The organism is Paraglaciecola sp., assembly GCF_039942875.1.
Taxonomy (GTDB): Bacteria; Pseudomonadota; Gammaproteobacteria; order Enterobacterales; family Alteromonadaceae; genus Paraglaciecola.
The window spans coordinates 1-18,349 of sequence record NZ_JBDVBQ010000019.1; the positions used below are offsets into that span (position 1 = coordinate 1).

The 18,349-nt window shown below is 39.5% G+C and carries 13 protein-coding genes; 7 read left to right on the plus strand and 6 right to left on the minus strand.

Going from position 1 to position 18,349, the window contains the following annotated elements; translation table 11 throughout:
- Positions 1–347: hypothetical protein (locus tag ABJE44_RS05020; protein WP_348120666.1), on the plus strand; the 347-nt coding region annotated here is incomplete at its 5' end.
- Positions 348–470: 123 nt separating this feature from the next.
- Positions 471–2,762, plus strand: coding sequence for a DUF1566 domain-containing protein (locus tag ABJE44_RS05025; protein ID WP_348111330.1), 2,292 nt, complete (start codon positions 471–473; stop codon positions 2,760–2,762).
- 46 nt (positions 2,763–2,808) lie between these two features.
- On the opposite strand, the gene ABJE44_RS05030 is transcribed toward ABJE44_RS05025, so the two are convergent.
- Entirely contained in the window at positions 2,809–3,819 is a 1,011-nt protein-coding gene (locus tag ABJE44_RS05030) for a LacI family DNA-binding transcriptional regulator (protein ID WP_348111331.1), read from the minus strand.
- A gap of 122 nt (positions 3,820–3,941) precedes the next feature.
- On the opposite strand from ABJE44_RS05030, the gene manD reads away from it, so the two are divergent.
- Genes manD through ABJE44_RS05050 form a run of 4 tightly spaced genes read left to right on the plus strand, consistent with a single transcriptional unit; the run spans position 3,942 to position 8,951 of the window.
- Positions 3,942–5,159, plus strand: coding sequence for a D-mannonate dehydratase ManD (manD, locus tag ABJE44_RS05035; RefSeq protein WP_348111332.1), 1,218 nt, complete (start codon positions 3,942–3,944; stop codon positions 5,157–5,159).
- A 26-nt stretch (positions 5,160–5,185) separates the two neighbouring features.
- Positions 5,186–6,322 carry a Gfo/Idh/MocA family oxidoreductase gene (locus tag ABJE44_RS05040; protein WP_348111333.1) on the plus strand — a complete coding sequence of 379 codons (1,137 nt, stop codon included), beginning with the start codon at positions 5,186–5,188 and terminating at the stop codon, positions 6,320–6,322.
- A 15-nt stretch (positions 6,323–6,337) separates the two neighbouring features.
- Positions 6,338–8,092: a transporter gene (locus tag ABJE44_RS05045; RefSeq protein ID WP_348111334.1), complete on the plus strand. Its 1,755-nt coding sequence runs from the start codon at positions 6,338–6,340 to the stop codon at positions 8,090–8,092.
- 22 nt (positions 8,093–8,114) lie between these two features.
- Positions 8,115–8,951 carry a hypothetical protein gene (locus tag ABJE44_RS05050; RefSeq protein WP_348111335.1) on the plus strand — a complete coding sequence of 279 codons (837 nt, stop codon included), beginning with the start codon at positions 8,115–8,117 and terminating at the stop codon, positions 8,949–8,951.
- A 46-nt stretch (positions 8,952–8,997) separates the two neighbouring features.
- Here the strand turns inward: ABJE44_RS05050 and ABJE44_RS05055 are convergent, their stop codons facing one another.
- Positions 8,998–10,926 (minus strand): S9 family peptidase, encoded by a 1,929-nt coding sequence (locus tag ABJE44_RS05055; RefSeq protein WP_348111336.1) that lies wholly within the window; start codon positions 10,924–10,926, stop codon positions 8,998–9,000.
- A gap of 214 nt (positions 10,927–11,140) precedes the next feature.
- Between ABJE44_RS05055 and ABJE44_RS05060 the strand changes: the two genes are divergently transcribed.
- Positions 11,141–11,992, plus strand: coding sequence for an alpha/beta hydrolase-fold protein (locus tag ABJE44_RS05060; protein WP_348111337.1), 852 nt, complete (start codon positions 11,141–11,143; stop codon positions 11,990–11,992).
- A gap of 57 nt (positions 11,993–12,049) precedes the next feature.
- Here the strand turns inward: ABJE44_RS05060 and ABJE44_RS05065 are convergent, their stop codons facing one another.
- From ABJE44_RS05065 to ABJE44_RS05080, 4 genes are all read right to left on the minus strand, one after another.
- The gene (locus tag ABJE44_RS05065) at positions 12,050–12,883 is read right to left on the minus strand and encodes a mechanosensitive ion channel domain-containing protein (protein WP_348111338.1); all 834 of its coding nucleotides are present in this window, start codon (positions 12,881–12,883) and stop codon (positions 12,050–12,052) included.
- Between the two features lie 238 nt (positions 12,884–13,121).
- Positions 13,122–13,667, minus strand: a complete 546-nt coding sequence (locus tag ABJE44_RS05070; protein ID WP_348111339.1) for a DUF2780 domain-containing protein — start codon at positions 13,665–13,667, stop codon at positions 13,122–13,124.
- Between the two features lie 184 nt (positions 13,668–13,851).
- Entirely contained in the window at positions 13,852–14,910 is a 1,059-nt protein-coding gene (locus tag ABJE44_RS05075; RefSeq protein WP_348111340.1) for an efflux RND transporter periplasmic adaptor subunit, read from the minus strand.
- Positions 14,907–18,335 carry an efflux RND transporter permease subunit gene (locus ABJE44_RS05080; protein WP_348111341.1) on the minus strand — a complete coding sequence of 1,143 codons (3,429 nt, stop codon included), beginning with the start codon at positions 18,333–18,335 and terminating at the stop codon, positions 14,907–14,909. The genes ABJE44_RS05075 and ABJE44_RS05080 overlap by 4 nt, the downstream gene beginning before the upstream one ends.
- Positions 18,336–18,349 lie beyond the last annotated feature (14 nt).

Sequence of the window (18,349 nt, forward strand, 5' to 3'; positions counted from 1 at the left end):
TAACCTTTGCATTCACCGCTAACGACCCTAGCGATTTATCTGCTAGCGCAGATAGTGTCTGCCTAAAGACTGAATTAGGTCTAGGAGATGATTTATGCGCTTGGGTACCAGAGTTTTCCTCAGAGTCTTTTGAAATCTATGGGCGATTTGGTTCATTGATAGTGGAAGATATAGTTCCTAGCTCCGCAGATGGGTTTGTCACAATTGGTACCGATGCATCACAAAATATTAAGTATTCAGCGACAGCTATACCTGAGCCATCTGGGATAGCATTAATAGGGTTAAGCTGCGCGTGTTTGTTTCAATTATCCAGAAAGAAAACCCCAAATACTCATGAGAGACTTTAACAACTTATGTCACCAAAGAGCTTGTTAATTAAAGAATTAATAAGCTCCGTAAATATACACAAACAACATTTTCATGGTCTTTATTTTATGTAAAGCCGTCGTAAAAATAATAAGGAAAGACAAATGGACCTAAGCGGTAAGGTTTCGAGGTTTCTAGGTGTAGGCGTCAAGGTTGTAGCTCTGATTTTGATACTAAGTAGCTGTGGCGGTGACTCTGGTGATTCGGGAGGAACAGCGACAGGAGGCTCTACTCAAACGCCTACAACATACACAATTACATCATCTGTGGTTGGTGAGGGGGCTATTAACCCGTCTGCTCAGACTGTGGATGCTCAAACTGCATTCTCTTTCACTGTAACACCAGATGAGGGTTACACTATTGACATGATAGACGGGTGTGAAGGCTCATTGGTTGACAATAATTACACTACTAGCGCGATTACAGCAAATTGCACTATCACTGTTAATTTCAAGGCTACTAATTACGAAATTTCAACTTCTTCGTCAACGGGTGGATTGATAACTCCTTCAATAAAAACCCTTAAATCAGGTGAAACAGCATATTTCACATTAACTTCTGATGCAGGTTATGCCATTGATTCTGTATTAGGTTGTACTGGCACATTAGAAGGAAACATTTTTGAAATTGATCAATCTAATAGTGAAGATTGTTCAGTTGATGCGACTTTTACACCTAACGAGCAGGAGCCCACCTCAGACAAGATCGGAGCGCAAAGAACGCTGGTTGCACTAATTAACTTTCCTGATAATAAAGATGAGACCATGTCTTTAGAGGATATGAAAAACTTAATTCGCGACAATGACGATTCTTTAAACCAATTCTTGATCAAAAACTCGAACGGAAAAACTTGGATTGAAACTGAATTTGTAGATTGGACTACGTTAGAGCGAAACTCTTCAAGCTACTTCAGCGCAGAGTTTGGTTATTATAAAGACGATTTCCATAATGATTCTATTAGCAAACTGAGCCAAATAACGGATCTGACTAATATTGATAGAATTATGCTTATAGTAAAAGATGGCTACCTTGGAAATCCTGGTTGTTATGCATATAAAACACCTATTACATTGGGTAACAATGATGAATTTACAGGGTATCTAACTGTAACTGGTGGTTATGACATGAGTTGTAATAGAGCTGGCCGCATAGCTCACGAATTTGGACATACCTTTGGATTTGACCATTCAAGCTCTCATTGGTGTGATGGTGTGAGCCCCGTAAGTTTTCTCGACACGGACTATTTGGGAAAATGTAGTTTCTTCGACTCTTATTCAAATTTTTACGACACTATGGGGGGGGATACCTACAACCCAATGATTGCTAATGTTTGGAGAGACAAGGCTGGGTGGTTTGAGGATTCACAAGTTGTGACTGTAGAAGAATCTGGTATCTATACTATTGAACAGTCCTCGTCGTCTTCATCAGGGGTTAAATTAATTAAAATTCCAATTGGGACAGGGCTACATGAACAGCCGCTGTATTACTATTTGGAATTACGTAATAAATCTGGTGTGTTTGACAATGAAAAGCTAGAAACATTTCTTCGTGATTATGAGTTTATAGTTAGATTCTCAGACTTTAATGGCACCGATGATCTAAGAGACTTGTATCAATATGCAACTTTATTCGACGTAGGATTAGATTATGTCGATGAGTATAGAGGGGTCTCTTTTTCTGTAGAGTCTTTGTATGGAAGCGGCAGCTCACTCGCTGCTGACATCAAGATAGATGTACCAAGATTTGCTGTTACCCCCCAACGTGTTTACGAATTTTCTGACCCTGATGATTTAGAAAAAACGTTTTCTGTTAAAAACGTAAAAGCAGAACAAAGTGAAGTTACTTCAGTACAAGTGACTGGCAGAAATGCTGATGCATTTGAAGTAAAAACCGATGCATGCACTGGTGTCACGTTGGATGTTGGTGATGAATGTTCAATATCAATCGAGCGTGTCGGGTTGACTGGGGTGTATGCTTCTATAATTGTTGAAACTAATTTCGAGAAACAAGTTATTGATTTGTCTGGCCTTAATGTTGCCGTGGTTGAACCATATGACCCAGACGCTTTAATAGAATGGGAGGACAACAAGTTACCTGAAGGGCCTGAGATTAATTGGTATAGCGCTGTAACATATTGCGAGGAATTAACGTTAAATGCAAACCAAGACTGGCGTTTACCCCGAATAGAAGAGCTTAGAGCTGCACTGCAGTTTGCTGAAGAACCGTTATTTATGCTCACTGTAGAAGAAAATGTTTCCATAACTCCACTATGGTCAATTACTGAGCCACCTGATAATCCATTAAATGCATATATAGTTTATGGCAATGGGACAACTCATTGGAGCAATTACTCAAAAGATAATTCTGCCCGTGCGCTGTGCGTTAGGTCTTTATAATAGGTAAATGTAAAGTGCCCCTTATAGCCTTTGGCTATAGGGGGTTTTATGCACTCAATTTGCACGATTGTCTTTTTACAACAGAGCAGGGCACTAGTATTTTCTTGTTAGCTAGTGTTTTGTTGTGAATATGCGCTAGCAAAAGTTTAGCGGCTTCTGAGCCAATTTTATAAGGCTCTTGTTTTACGACAGTTATGGGAACTTTAAAAAACTCCGCCATAGGGATGTCATCAAACCCTAGCAATGAAATATCTTCAGGTATGCTGATGCCTTCTTGGTTAAATTGGGTTAGCAAATCAGTGGTGATCGCTAAATGTTGGGTAAAAATTGCGGTTGGGGCAGGGGGTGAGCGTAGCATATCTTTTATAGAATTTTGAAAGCCCGTTTCTCTATGCCAATACTGAATTAGGTTTTTGTGTAGCGGGATATTATGTTTAGCTAAAGCTGATACAAACCCTTGATATCTCTCATTTCTAGATTTCACATTCTCAAAATTTTGCGTTAAAAAACAAATATTTTTATGGCCAAGCTGAATCAGATATTCAGTAGCATCGAAAGCGGCTTGTTTATAATCCGAGATGATAATGTTTTTGTTCGTATCGTCATGTTCAAGCTGAAACTCAACAATAGGAAGTCCATTCTCAGAGTAATCTTGCAGTAAATGCTGGTTATTACCAGAAGAAGAGATAATGATGCCATCAACTCTTAATTGATATAATGCTCGGATTGAACGAGCTTCTACCTCTGGGTCAAAGTCAGTATTGTAAATGATGACGTTATATTCCCCGTTTTTACAAAAGTCATCGATACCCCTCAGTACGCGGCTTGTATCAAAGCCTGTTATGTCTCGTACTATCACACCAATTGTTTTTGTTTTGTCTGATTTTAAACTCCGTGCAATGGGGTTTGGGACGTAATCCAATTCTTTTACTGCTTCAGCGATACGGTCTTTTGTATGTTGGGACATGTACTCAAAGCGTCCGTTTAAGTACTGTGAGGCTGTACTTTTTGACACTCCAGCAAGGTTAGCCACATCGATAAGTTTAATTTTTGCCATGTAAAATTTCGTTGAGAAGGGTAATTAACATCATGTTGACATCTTGAAGTATTATGCTAAATTATTCAACTAAACCGATTTAGTAAACCCATTTATACAATATTTAGTAAAGAGGCCGCCAATTGAAAATTACAGAAGTCAAAGTATTTGTTTCTTGCCCAGGCAGAAACTTTGTCACCGTCAGGGTTACAACTGACCAAGGTGTTTATGGCTTAGGTGACGCTACCGTAAATGGCCGAGAGATGTCTGTGGTGGCTTATTTAGAAGAGCACGTAGCGCCATGTTTAATTGGTCGTGACCCACAGGATATTGAAGACATTTGGCAGTATTTATATCGTGGTGCTTATTGGCGTAAAGGGCCTATTACTATGGCTGCTATTGCTGGTATTGATATGGCCCTTTGGGACATAAAAGGAAAAGTGGCCAATTTACCGGTTTACCAGTTATTAGGGGGAAGAAGTCGTACTGGTGTCACCTTATATGCTCACGCCAATGGTGAAAATATTGATGATACCCTAGATAAAGCTCAAGCACTTATAGACCAAGGATTCAAAGCAATACGCTTACAATCAGCCGTTCCTGGCTTAAAGGTAACCTATGGTGTGTTAGGGGATAAAAAGGATTACTTTGAGTTGCAAGGTAATAGACCTTTACCGCCTGAAGAGGAGTGGTCTACCCCTAAATATTTCAAAACGATTGAAGCGTTATTTAGCAAAGCAAGAGAGCGTTTTGGTAATGAGATCAATCTAGTACATGATGTTCACAGTCGCCTTTTACCTGTTGAGTCCGCAAAATTAGGGCAAATGCTAGAAAAGTATAATCTAATGTTTTTAGAAGATGCGTCCATGGCTGAAAACCAAGATAACTATAAGTTGATCAGGCAACAAACTACCGTGCCTTTAGCCATAGGTGAAACCTATAACACCATTTGGGACTGTAAAGATTTAATTCAAAACCAGCTAATCGATTACATACGCACAGCAGCGACCCATGCAGGCGGGATCACCTCTTTAAGGCGTATTGCTGATTTTGGGAGTATTTATAATGTTAAAACTGCTCCCCATGGTGCCCCCGACTTATCTCCAGTTTGTTTTGCGGCTCATATGCATTTGAATATTTGGGCTCCTAATTTTGGTATTCAAGAATTTGTAGGTTTCGGAAACGAACAATTACAAGAAATATTCCACCATGATTTTAAAGTTGAAAATGGTATGGCCTTAATGAGTGACAAACCTGGCTTAGGTATTGAATTTGATGAAGAAGCTGCGAGTAAATATCCCTATAAGCGTTCTTATCTACCTGTTAGTAGATTAGAAGATGGGACCTTGTGGAATTGGTAAGTTCTTTCAGAATTAAAGGATAAAAAATGAGTAAACAAATAAAAGTTTTAATATGTGGTACTGGGTTTGCTGGGCAAGGTCACGGAGAAGCATTTAGAAATGTGGGTGCAGAGCTTGTAGGAATAGTCGGTCGAACCGAGAGTGTAGTGAAGCAAGTGGCTAAAGACATGGACATTCCCTATGCGGGGACAGATTGGCAACAAGCACTTATCGACTGTCAACCTGACGTAGTGTCAATTGCCACGCCCGGTGGTGCCCATGTTGAGCCAATAAAACAGGCCATAGAGTTTGGCTGTCATATTTTTAGTGATAAGCCATTAACTGCATGTGGTGAAAGTGCTAAAGAGTTATATGAATTGGCAAAAGCAAAAGGTGTTAAAACAGCGTTTGCTTCAAGTTTCCGTTACATGCCTGAAATCATGCATGCTAAAAAGTTAGTCGCTGAAGGGGTTATTGGTGAGCCACTTGAAGTTGAGTGTATTTCTCACTTTAACCTAGAACGAGATATTCCTTTTGGTTGGTCACACCGTAAAGAAGATGGGGGTGGGCGCTTAAATAATAACTTCACCCATATGATGTCGATTGTTACCTCTGTCATAGGCGAGAAAATTTTATCAATTATGGGGGAAGTCCGTGATGATTTAGGTAAGGCTCCGATAGTTGAAGGGGTGCACAACTTTAAAACTCGTCGTGATTTTATTCCAAAAGATATTACCGATCCGTCGTTAAAGTGGGGCGAGTCTAATGTTGAATGGTCATATAACGTGCTGGCTAAACTTGAAAGTGAGTTTGCTAAACAACCAGTGTCTGTGATGTTTAAGCACGGCGGTTTGCATCCTAGGTTTAATGAAGATCACCTAGCTTTTTATGGCAGTAAAGGGGCTATTTATATCAAAGGACATTATGGCGCTGGGCCATTGTATTTATATGGTGAGAACAAAGAATGGGTAGAGACTCAGTTGCCCGCTGAGATTGCAGCAGATGTTCCAGACATAAAAGGGGACACTGAAAGAAACTGGGAGTACCTAATCCGTGAGCTAGTCAAAGATATTAAAGGTGAGCCTGTACCACCATATCAAACCTTCAAAGAAGGTGCCCTATATCAACAGCTTATAGACGTAATTCGTACCTGTGACACTTGGGTTGATGTAAGTAAACTTTAGTTAAGGCTTGATAACATGGTCTATGATTACGCAGTAATAGCTGGTTATTTTCTCTTAGTTGTGGGGATCGGTTTTACCTTCAAAAAAATGGCGGCAAAGTCCACCAGTGATTACTTTAGAGGGGGGGGCCGAATGTTGTGGTGGATGGTGGGTTCAACTGCCTTTATGTCACAATTTTCAGCTTGGACGTTCACCGGTGCCGCAGGTAAAGCTTTTACTGATGGATTCGCGGTTAGTTTGGTGTTTTTTGCGAATACTTTTGCCTACTTTTGTGGCTGGGCATACTTTTCTTATCGTTTTCGTCAAATGCGAGTCGATACACCAACAGAGGGGATAAAACGTCGTTTTGGCGATCAGAATGAACTGTTTTTCTCTTGTGCTTTGATTGTATTTAGCTTCTTAAATGCGGGTATTTGGTTGAATGCTCTTGGGGTATTCACGAGTGCCGTATTTGAAGCAGACATCAATGCCACTATTATCGCTACTGGCTTAGCTGTGTTGTTTATCTCTGTGCTTTCAGGTGCTTGGGGAGTGGTAGCATCTGATTTTGTGCAAACCTTAGTGGTGGCCGTTGTATCCATAGCGTGTGCAATTGTGGCCCTAGTTATGGTGGGTGGGCCAGTCGAACTGGTTACACAATTCCCGTCAGATTTCGTCATGGGGCCTGATATGAATTATGGCTTGTTGTTAGTAGGGACCTTTATTTTCTTTCTTGCTAAGCAATTGATTACCATAATGAATTTGAATGATTCTTTTCGATTTTTAAATGCTAAAGATTCAGATAATGCCAGAAAAGCCTCTTTATTAGCTATGGTTTTAATGGGGGTAGGCAGTATTATCTGGTTCATTCCTCCTTGGGCTTCGGCCATTCTATACCCAGATGCGGCAGCTTCTTACACTGAACTTGGCAGCAAAGCTGCTGATGCCGTGTATTTGGTATTTGCTCGAAACGCTATGCCTATAGGTACGGTAGGCCTACTACTTGCCGCTTTGTTCGCGGCCTCTATGTCATCGATGGATTCAGCATTAAATAAGAATTCAGGCATTTTTATTCGAAGTATCTATCAACCATTTTTAGCTAAGCGCAATAAGGTTGTTGACGATAAGCACCTTTTAAATATGGGAAAATTATTAAGTTTTATTAGTGGTTTGTTAGTAATAGTGATGGCGCTGTTTTTCAAATCACTGAAAGAGCTGAGTCTATTTGACTTAATGATGTCTTTCTCAGTGATGATTCAGGTTCCTATTTTAGTGCCATTACTCTTTGGCTTATTTATCAAGAAAACCCCATCGTGGGCTCCGTGGGTAACGGTTGTGCTTGGTTTATTTGTATCTTGGTTTGTACGAAACGTATTTACTGCAGATGTATTTGCAACCTTAGTTGGGCTTGAAGAATTTACTCGAAGGGAAGCGTCAGATATGAATCTTATCCTGACGATCGGCTCTCACTTACTGATTACAGCTGGTTTCTTCTGTCTAACGAGTTTGTTTTACCAAGAAGAAAAAGATCAATATAAGCAACAAACTGATGAGTTTTTTAAAGATCTTGAAACCCCTGTCATCGCAGATGATCATCAAGACGATTACGATAGACAACAAAGACATAAGCTTGGCTCTATGGTGATGTATATGGGCATTGGCATCAGTATTATGGCGTTAATACCCAATCCTGTTTGGGGGAGAGGGATCTTTATAGCCTGTTCTATGACGATTTTGTTAGTAGGCATTCTGTTAAAGAAAAGCGCTAAACCAAAAGAGCTTAACCATTAGTGCGATTAGTCGCGGAGATATTATGGTTTATAAAATAAAAGTAATCGTATTATTAGCTTGCTGTAGCTTAATAATATTTTCGTGCAGTTCATCTAATCAGGCAATGCCTGTAGTGTTAAGTCATGGCTTAGATGAAACTGCAGGTGATTTGTCTAGTTATATAATCACCACTGACAACGGCACCTATTACCTTGAGAAAAGTGGCGGCGGCTTATCAAGTATGATTGATAAGGACGGGGTAGATTGGATAGGCTTTCATCCAGAAAAAGGCTCTGGGCACAAAGGAGAATACAGAGGCTTTCCTAATGCGATTCATAAGCAAGATGGTAGTTATTTTCATGCTATGAATGCTGGGACTGATCCTGCGACATCTGCAGTTGAAATAAACACATCAGAACATGTACGCATCGTCTTCACATCTGATAATGGACAGTGGCAAGGACAATGGGACTTTTATTCAGGCCGGTTAGACTTCACCATGAAAACGGTAAGCTCTGGTTACAAATATTGGGTGCAATATGAAGGGGTACCTGGTGGTGAAATGGACCCGACAGATTTTTGGTATGGGTCTGCAGATAACAAATCTCATCCTATCAATGAGCCTTTTATCGGTGACTTACCCAGCCCAGAGTGGATAGCCTTTGGTGATGTTAAATCCCCGAGAATGTTGTATTTGTTTCATCATCAAGATGACGAGCATCCAGATAACTACGTCAGTCGCCCCCACATGACAGTATTTGGCTTTGGCAGAAGTAACAAAGATAAGTATCTCACAACCCCGCAAACCTTTAGCATGGGTTTTGTTGAGTCAGTCAACTATACTGAAATTGAAAAAACAGTCGAAAGAATTTTGCCATAAAAACAGAGATATAAGCGCCAGTGAGACAGGCGCTTAATTAAAACCTCTAAGGCTTTTTAAGGTAATTATCTAGGAAATTAATATATGCCTCTGAAGCCTTTATTCTGTTTTCTTTTCTTAAAAACCCATGCCCTTCATCTGGAAATAATACGTAGTCTACATAAACACCGTTATCTCTAATGGCTTGTACTAATTCATCGCTTTCAACTTGAAGTACTCGTGGATCATTCGCTCCTTGTACGACTAACATTGGTCTAGTGACTTTTTCAGCATGAAATAATGGAGAAATAGCTTTGTGCCTTTCAGAGTCGGTTGCCGGATCACCCATCTCATCATAAAGTGATTCTCGAAACGATGCCCACCATTCGGGTATGCTAGACAAAGTTCGAAGCCAATTAGTTACGCCAAAAACGTTGATGCCTACTTCAAACTCATCTGGATAGAAGGTCATAGCGGCCGCTGTTATATAACCGCCATAAGAGCCCCCCATCACGCCTACTTTTTGATCATCAACCCAATCAAGACTACGTAAAAAATGACCTGCTTCAACAATATCTCGGAGGTCTTCTTGACCATGACGTTTATCATCCATATGAAAAAACGTTTTGCCATAACCTGATGAGCCACGATTATTCGCGGCATATACTCCGTATCCATTATTGACTAAATGCTGAATTAGCGCTCGGTATCCTCTTGTACTTTGGCCTCCTGGTCCGCCATGAACAAAAACTAATGCAGGTACAGGTTGCGCTGCGGATGCTTGTTTAGGTTTATACATGATCCCCGGAATAATGGTGCCGTCTGAGGCTTCAAAACGTTCCACAGTAGCGGTAACTAAGTTGCTTTCATTGATTATGGGGTTGAGTGCGTTAGTTAATCTCACGCTATCGCCACCAATACTCGACATATATAAATTGTATGGTGAGGTATCCGTGTTTAATCCAAAGGCTAGCTTAGACTCATCTCTTGAGAACCTAATTTGTCCTAATTCACCCTCTGGGACCTTGTTGAGCGATACTTCTTTGCCTGTGGTTTGATCATAGATAGTAATATCTGTTAGGCCGTCTGCATTGATGCCATGAATTCGATATCTTCCACTTGGTGAGTAGAAAACGAAACTTACGTCCCAATCAGCTTGAATTAACGGAGCTTTGCTTTTAGTCGCAATGTTATAAGTCCATGCTTGATTAAATTCTCCATGCTCGTTAGTACTAATAACTATGTGCTTTTCGTCGGGCGTAAAATCATAGGTGGAATAAGCAATGTTACCTTGATGTTCAGTGATTAAAAGCGGCTGTTTTTCTTTACTTAGTAAATCGACTAAATAGATATCAGAATCTGCACTAGTACGGGGTTTGTCCAGTGTTAACCATTTTCCTGATTTACTTATAGACCCTGGCTCGAAACCAGGGTTTTCGAATAGTAACGAAGCTTCATAGCTTTTAACGTCAATACTGTAAAGGTCAAAGTTTGCAGGGTTACGTCCATTGTGCCAAACATAAAAAGCACGATTGTTTTGTACCCAGCCACCGAAAAACGCTTTTAGGTTTTCCCCTGTGGTGACGTCAATTAAGGTGCCATCCAACTCACGAACAAATATATGGTTGAGCTCATTTCCGCCTTGGTCTGCGGAGACAATAACTCTGTTGTCATCAGGGAAAAATGAACTTACGAAATAGGCATTTGAATCAGACTCTGTAAGTAAAGTTTGATCGCCATTTTCATCGACAGTGTAGGCGTTAAAGACACCAGATTTGTCTGATTGAATAAGAATGTGTTTATTGTCATGGGACCAAGCATAACCATTGGCGTTCGCGAGGCCGTAACTTGTTGTCTGGAAAAAGTCATGAGCCGAATAAGTTTCAAAACTTATTGAGGGCTTTGTTGGCGTATCTCCCGTTTCTGTAATTTTTTGCTTTGAACATGCACAAAGCATAATGAAGAAGCAAACTGTAAAAAGCATTTTGGTATTCATTTTTAAGGTTCCTTGGCTAAGCCGTGTACTACTACTTATATGATTCTAGTTTAATTATTGAACAATTCAGTGATGATATTAATACATATATGACTATATTGTCAGTGCTAAATATTTTAGGGTGGAGCGCTGCCATAAGGCGATTAATTTTTATTAATAGTGGATAATGTTGTTTTCTTTTATCGACGTTATAGAAAGGCTAGGTAGTATTGATATGTTAATTAAGCGATTGATTCCATTTATCTTATTTATTTTATGTAATTGTCTAATGGCATGTTCAGAGTCTATCAAGCCTTCATCTGCTGCTGACAATGTACAAATTTTGCCCTTTCAATTTGTCATAACTGGTTTAGATAAGCAAAGAACTGTGCGGCTTTATTTACCACCCAGTTACCGCTCTTCCGAAAAGTATTATCCAGTGGTGTATATGCATGATGGACAGAATTTATTTGATAATTTAACGTCCGATAGAGAGGAGTGGCAGGTAGATGAATCGTTAAACGCATTGGCAAAGAGTAAACAATTTGAAGTGATCGTGGTGGCGATTGATCATGGCGGAGAAGCACGCATGAATGAACTATCACCTTGGGAAAATAAACGTTTTGGCGCTGCTCAAGGTAAAGAGTATATGGATTTCATTGTTGATGTGGTTAAGGTTTATGTAGATAACAATTTTCGTACTAAACCAGAGCGACTATATACAGCGATTATGGGGGCTGGGATGGGCGGCTTAATAAGTCATTATGCGCTACTCGCTTACCCAGAAGTGTTCAGTAAAGCCGGCATATTTTCTCCCGCTTATTGGTATTCACCGGATGTATTTGCTTATAGTCAGTTTAAAAAAGCTAAATTAGATAGTCGATTTTACGTTGTATATGGCGACGCTGAAGGTGATGGAATGATAGTTGATACAGATAAGATGTATCGACAGTTAAAATCCCAAGGACATCCAAGAGATAATATGAAATTTAGACGGGTGACAGATGCTGAGCCTGGAGAGAAATTTTGGAAAGCGGAGTTATCAGATGCTGTAACCTGGTTGTTTCAACAGCAACCTTCGTTTTAAATTAAGTAAAAAAAAGGTGTGCAATGACTTGCACACCTTTTTTATTACTAGATTTGCTTATGCACTTTCTTGAAACATATGCACATCGCGCTGAGGGAATGGAATAGTTAAACCTTCCGCTTCTACTGCCGCCTTTAAAGCAGGGCGTAGAGCAAAGTTTAGTGTCCAGTAATCTTCTGTTTTTGCAAATGCTCTGACCAAAAAGTCTACAGAGCTAGAGCCTAAGTCAACCACTTCTACAATGTTACCTTCTTCTTGTAATACTCGTGGGTCAGCTTTTAATACGGCTTCCATAGCTGCTTTACCTTTTGCAATATCATCGGAGTAAGAAATACCAATTGAGATCTCTACTGCACGTATACTGCTTTTTGTGTAGTTTGTAATGTTGCCATTTGCTAAAGGTCCGTTTGGAACAATAATGATACGTTTATCAAATGTTTCAAAGGTTGTGACAAAAATACCTATGTCGGTAACCGCGCCTTCTAAACCTTGAGCCCCTACATAATCACCTACTTGAAACGGACGGAATATAAGGATCATTACGCCACCAGCAAAGTTAGATAAGCTGCCTTGCAATGCTAAGCCAACAGCTAAACCAGCAGCACCTAAAATAGCAACAAATGAAGTTGTTTCTATACCGACCATAGAAGCAACACTAATTACTAATAATACTTTTAAGATTACCTCAAAAATATTGGTTAAGAATTTTGCTAGGGTTTCGTCAGGTAAGCCTTTTATTGAATATTTCCGAACAACGTCACTTAATTTACTAATGATCCAAAGTCCAATTACTAAAACTACAATGGCTAAAATAAATTGGGTTCCATATTCAGTACCTAATGCAATGGCCTTATCGTAAAATACTTGAAGCTTCTCATCTAAATTTTCCATAAATTTTCCTTTTCGAGTTAAGTCTTTGGGTTAATAAAATAATTTTTTATCAGGTGATAATTCGGTCTAAAGATAAAAAACGCTATAGTAAACGTTTTTATCGGCAAGTTTATATAGTTAATTAGTCTCAATTTAGGGTAAAAAACAGCAGGCGAAGTTTAGATGAAGATAGCTAAAGAGTGGCGGTAACTTAAGAAAACCTATCGCCTAGATTAATGGCGATAGGTTAATGTAAACATTATAGAGACAGTGAACTAAGACCTTCTTGTAAAAGGCTTTTCACTTGTTGTCCTTGCTCGGTGTCTAAGTAAGCATAAGCACTTTGTATAACTTTAGAAACCATGTCAGCGTCAAGACCGAGTGATTCAAATTGCTTTTGTAATGTAGCGATTCCACTCAGGGTGTCACTATACTCAGTCGCTTTGCTAAGCATACCGCCAAGACCACTTGAGCTTTCGCTGCTATCACCAGTAATTGCAGGGACTGCAGATAGTAGGGTATCCAAGCTAGGTAATGAATCAGTAATAGTTGAGAACTGCTCAGTAGAAACATTATCTTTTGCGTAATCAAAGATTGAACCCAAACTACCAGTGGCTTGAGATTCAGTAATCCCTAAAGAGTCAGAAACGGAGCTCACCATATCGGTAACACTAAGTGAACTAGATGTGGTTTCAGATTTACTGTCAGTAAGTAAGCTTTTTGCAGAGCTTAGCAAATCATTTCCCATACTTGCAGATGAGAAGGAAAGGGCACCAACAAAAACAAGTAATGCAGAAAATTTCATATTAAAATCCTATTGTGTTAAAAATTTTTGGTGAATAATAAACGTAACTATCCACATTAGTTAAGCTATTTTTTCTTAAATACTCGTTATTAAGACTAAAGTTATATAAAAATCTATTTTGGCTAGAGTAATCAAGCCAATTGTGCAAAAAATAAGGAAGTTACACGCATTGTTTGGAAAACTTTTATTCTGCAAACTCTGTTATTATGTCGCCCATGGCTAAACCTGAGATAACTTCAACCTTGCCGTCATAAGATTCTCCAACTCGAATAAATCGTCGGCTTATATTACCTTGGTTATTCACCCATACTCTATGTAATTGCCCATAATTTCTGACATACTCGGCTGGAATTAAAATTATACGCTCCTCTCCAATAGGAATAAATAATCTAGCAAACATACCTGGTCTCTGGTCTTCATTAAATGGAATGTCAGCTTTTACAACAAAACTATGGGCATTTGGATCGGCTGCTGGAACTAACTCAGAAATCGTAGCAATAGACTGTAGCCCTAAACTATCGATATTAACCGACAATTTTTGACCTAATTCTAATTTTAACGCAACTAACTCTCTGACGTTAGATTCAATTAATAATGAGCTTGGGTTAAACAAAGCAAGGATAGGTTGACCTGGAGAGGCCATATTTCCTGGCTCCGCGCTTCTATCAACTATTCGCCCTGAGAAAGGCGCTAAAATACGACTATAGCCTAATGATGTTTCTGCCACTTTTTGGCCTTGTTTTGCCGTTTGTATTTCACCTTGTAAACGCGTAAATATAGCTTGTGCTTGGTCTAAATCAGCATTTGATGCTAATCCTTGTTGTTTTAAATTTTCAACTCTTTTTAAGGCATTCTGTGCCTCCTTCATGTCTCCCTGAAGAGAAACTATTTTTGATTTTGCTTGCGCTAACTGGCTGGTTAGCTCGCTGTTTTCAAGTGATATTAAAAGGTCACCTTTATTGACAATATCGCCGGCACGAACGTGAATGTTCTCAATTCGAGCCAATATACGACTTGAAATCAGTGTTGTCTCTCTGGCTGTTAGGCTTGCCGGTGCAGATTCATATTTAGGAACTAAGGTACCTTTCACTTTATAATTGCTCTTTACGGTATTTGCAGAGCCCGTTACTTCATGGGGGTCGATTTTTTCAGTAAATAAACCCGCCATCCAAGCAATAGACAGAGTTAATACAATTGTAGCTATAATTGGCGCAATGATTTTTCGTAGAATATTTGAACTCATGCGTGGCTCTCCTGACCTGATTTGCTTGCTAGTATTTTGGGAGGGGATATTTCTTCATCCTGTGCTGTGGTTTCTTTATCAAATACTAAAAAGTAAACCATAGGAACCACAAATAAAGAAAAGAAAGTAGAAGCGATAATGCCAAATATAATAGCTAAGGCTAGGCCACTAAACACTGGATCAAGAATAATGACAATATTACCCAGTAACGTGGTGCCTGCAGTGAGTAAAACAGGTCTCATTCGCACAGTCCCCGCTGCAAATAATGCTTCTTTTATAGTCTTGCCATTGGCACGTGCAAGGGTTATAAATTCCACTAAAATAAGGGAGTTTCGCACCACAATACCTGCTAATGCAATCATGCCTATCATAGCTGTAGCGGTAAATAATACTGGGTCAGGAGCATTACCGATCCAGCGTTCACCAAATTGGTTCATCAACCAGAAACCGGGCATAATTCCGGTAATGGTTAGCGGTATAGCTGACATAATTATTAGTGCTAAGCCGCTACTTGATATTTGCCAACGTAAAACGACAAAGATACCCACTAAAGCAAATGCAAATGCAATCCCCATATCTCTGAAAACGTCAATCGTAATCAACCATTCCCCTTCACCACCAAATTCAATAGTGACGCCTTCTGGAATTGCCCATTCAATACCAGCACCTGAGTTTAAATAGGTTCTTGATTGCCAGCTATTCTTTGCCTCTTTATCAGATATACCCTTGTTTAACATATCTATAGATTGGACGTTTTGGGGCGCTATTCGGTCTGCACTAATATCTGCTATCACTTCTGCTGGTGTGCGCCCCGATAGTTCAGCTGTTACATAGATTACTGGTCGTAAATCTTTATGTAATATTGGTTGGCTAACCTGATGTTTCTGCCACTGGCCTAGTTCTGCCAAGTTTACAATGGGTTGGGGGGCCGGTTCTAATCCCACCCCTGCGTCTTGTTGAGCAACGCCAGTCATGCCTCTTAGCGGTAAGCCATCAAAATCACTAGTTTGGTTTGCTTTACTAAAAGGCAGTTTTAATTCAATTTCTAGGGGGATGGCTTCGTTTTCGCTCTGCAATATCCCGGCGTTAATGCCTCTAGCTGCAATGTCTATAGTTTGGTTAACATCAGCAGTAGAAATACCCGACAGCGCTGCTTTTTGCTTATCTACAATAAAACGGGCTATCTCTTGGGTGGCTGTCATAGTCGAATCTATTTCTACAACATGGGGTTCTTTTGCTAAACGTCTCATTAATGCTTGTGCGGCCTGTTGTTGGGTGTCTAAATCGACAAAAGGCTCTGCGTATATTTCGGCCACAAAAGTACTTAATACCGGCGGCCCAGGTGGGACTTCTACAATTTTTATATTAATACCATCAGTTTGCAATGAAGATAGCAATTCTCTCAATCTTAAAACTACACCATGAGATTGTTGTTTACGTTTATCTTTATCCATCAAGATCAGTCGCACTTCTGCTTGGTAAGGGTTATTTCTAAGATAGTATTGACGCACCATACCATTGAAATCCATTGGAGAAGCTTCACCCACATAAGCTGCAAGCAACGCCACTTCTGGTAACGTCTTGGCTATTTCCATGATCTCTTGAGTCTTAGCCGCGCTTTGCTCTAAAGTTGCTGATTCTGGCAAATCAATTAGTAGCTGTATTTCATTTTTGTTGTCAAAGGGTAATAACTTTAAAGGTACAGCACGAAGTAGCGGTAATAAGCTAGCGGCAATAAATAAGCCTAACACTACAAATAGACCAAATTTAGCTCTAAATTTATTAGCAATCAGTTGCCCTAAAAGACGGTTGTAAAAAGACTTTGTATTAGTTGTTTTTACTTCTTGAGGCTTAAGTAAATGCGATGCTAACCAAGGGGTAATAAAAAAGGCTACAACACCAGACAAAATTACACTAATAGGGATATTAAAGGCCATAGGTGCCATATATGGCCCCATCATTCCTGTAATAAATGCTAACGGTACAAACGCGAGTATAATGGTGACAGTAGACATAATAAGAGGTGAGCGGATCTCTGCCATAGCATCTATTATTCGCTGGGTTTTAGATTTTTTGCTTTTAGGTAAATTTAGAAATCGACTTATATTATCAATTCCAGTGATGGGATCATCTACTAATAAACCCAGAGATAATATTAAAGCGAATAGAGTTACACGGTTAATACTATAACCAAGCAATAGATCTAACAGTAAGGTAAGCCCGTAACAAACAGGTACTGCCATTCCCACTACAATTGCAGCCCGCCAGCCTAGAAATATTGCTATGAACACCACAACTGTAAAGACCGCAAAAGCTAAACTTGAGCTTAGGTTATTAACTTTTTCATTAGCTGTTTGGCCATAGTCTCGGAGTATCTTGTAATCAATTTCTGGAGGAAGTAGGTTTGCCTTAAGCTCGGTCATTTTGGTTAATACATCACCTGCAACTCGCACAGCATTTGTACCTTTTTGCTTAGCAACACTAATTGTTACCATAGGATTTGCTTGACCACTTAGTGCTTTCTCAGCTGCACTGACACTGCTTTCTTTAGCGTAATGGCTATACTCCAACCATTGATAAGAGGTAACGGTTTGTTGAGAATCTTTTACAGTAGCGACGTCTTGCAACATCACAGGCTTACCATTAATCATGTTCACAATTAGGGTATTTAATTCGTTTAAATTACGTATTACATCACCAGATTCAATCACTACAGCGTTTGTAGCCATCACCACAGTGGAAGACTTATTTAATTGGTTTGAACGGGTAATTGCGCTATATACATCTAAAGCACTGGTCTGATAAGCAGCGAGCGCTGTAATGTCTAATTCAACTTCTATTTTACGTAGCCTGCCGCCTATGACATTCACTTCGCTGGTATTTTCTATGCCCTGCAATAAAGTCGATACTTCCTGACTTATTCTACGTAAAGCAACATCATTATATTTTTGTTCATCGCTACTAACTAAACCAATCATCACAATGGGAATATCGTCCACTTCAATGGGTTTTAATATCCAGTTGTCAACAACTGATGGTATTGAATCTTGATTTGCATACAGTTTGTTGTAGGTATTGATAAGAGCATCTTCACGATTTTCTCCAACTAAAAACCTTAATACTACTGATAGCTGACCATCTAAAGAGGTGGAATAAACGTGCTCAACCCCAGCTATCTGAGTTAATAATTTTTCTAGGGGAGTGGTTACTTGCCTCTCTACTTGACGTGCCGATAAGTTAGGGACTTCGACCATTACCTCAATCATTGGTACTACTATTTGTGGCTCTTCTTCTCTGGGAGTCGCTTGTAAGGCAATAACACCAGCGATAAGAGCAAACAAAAATAAAAACAGCGGTAAGCCACGATTTAATAATGCGTAACGTACCGCATTATCAAAAGGGTGAGGCTTTAATGAATTAGGCATTTTACAGCTCCATC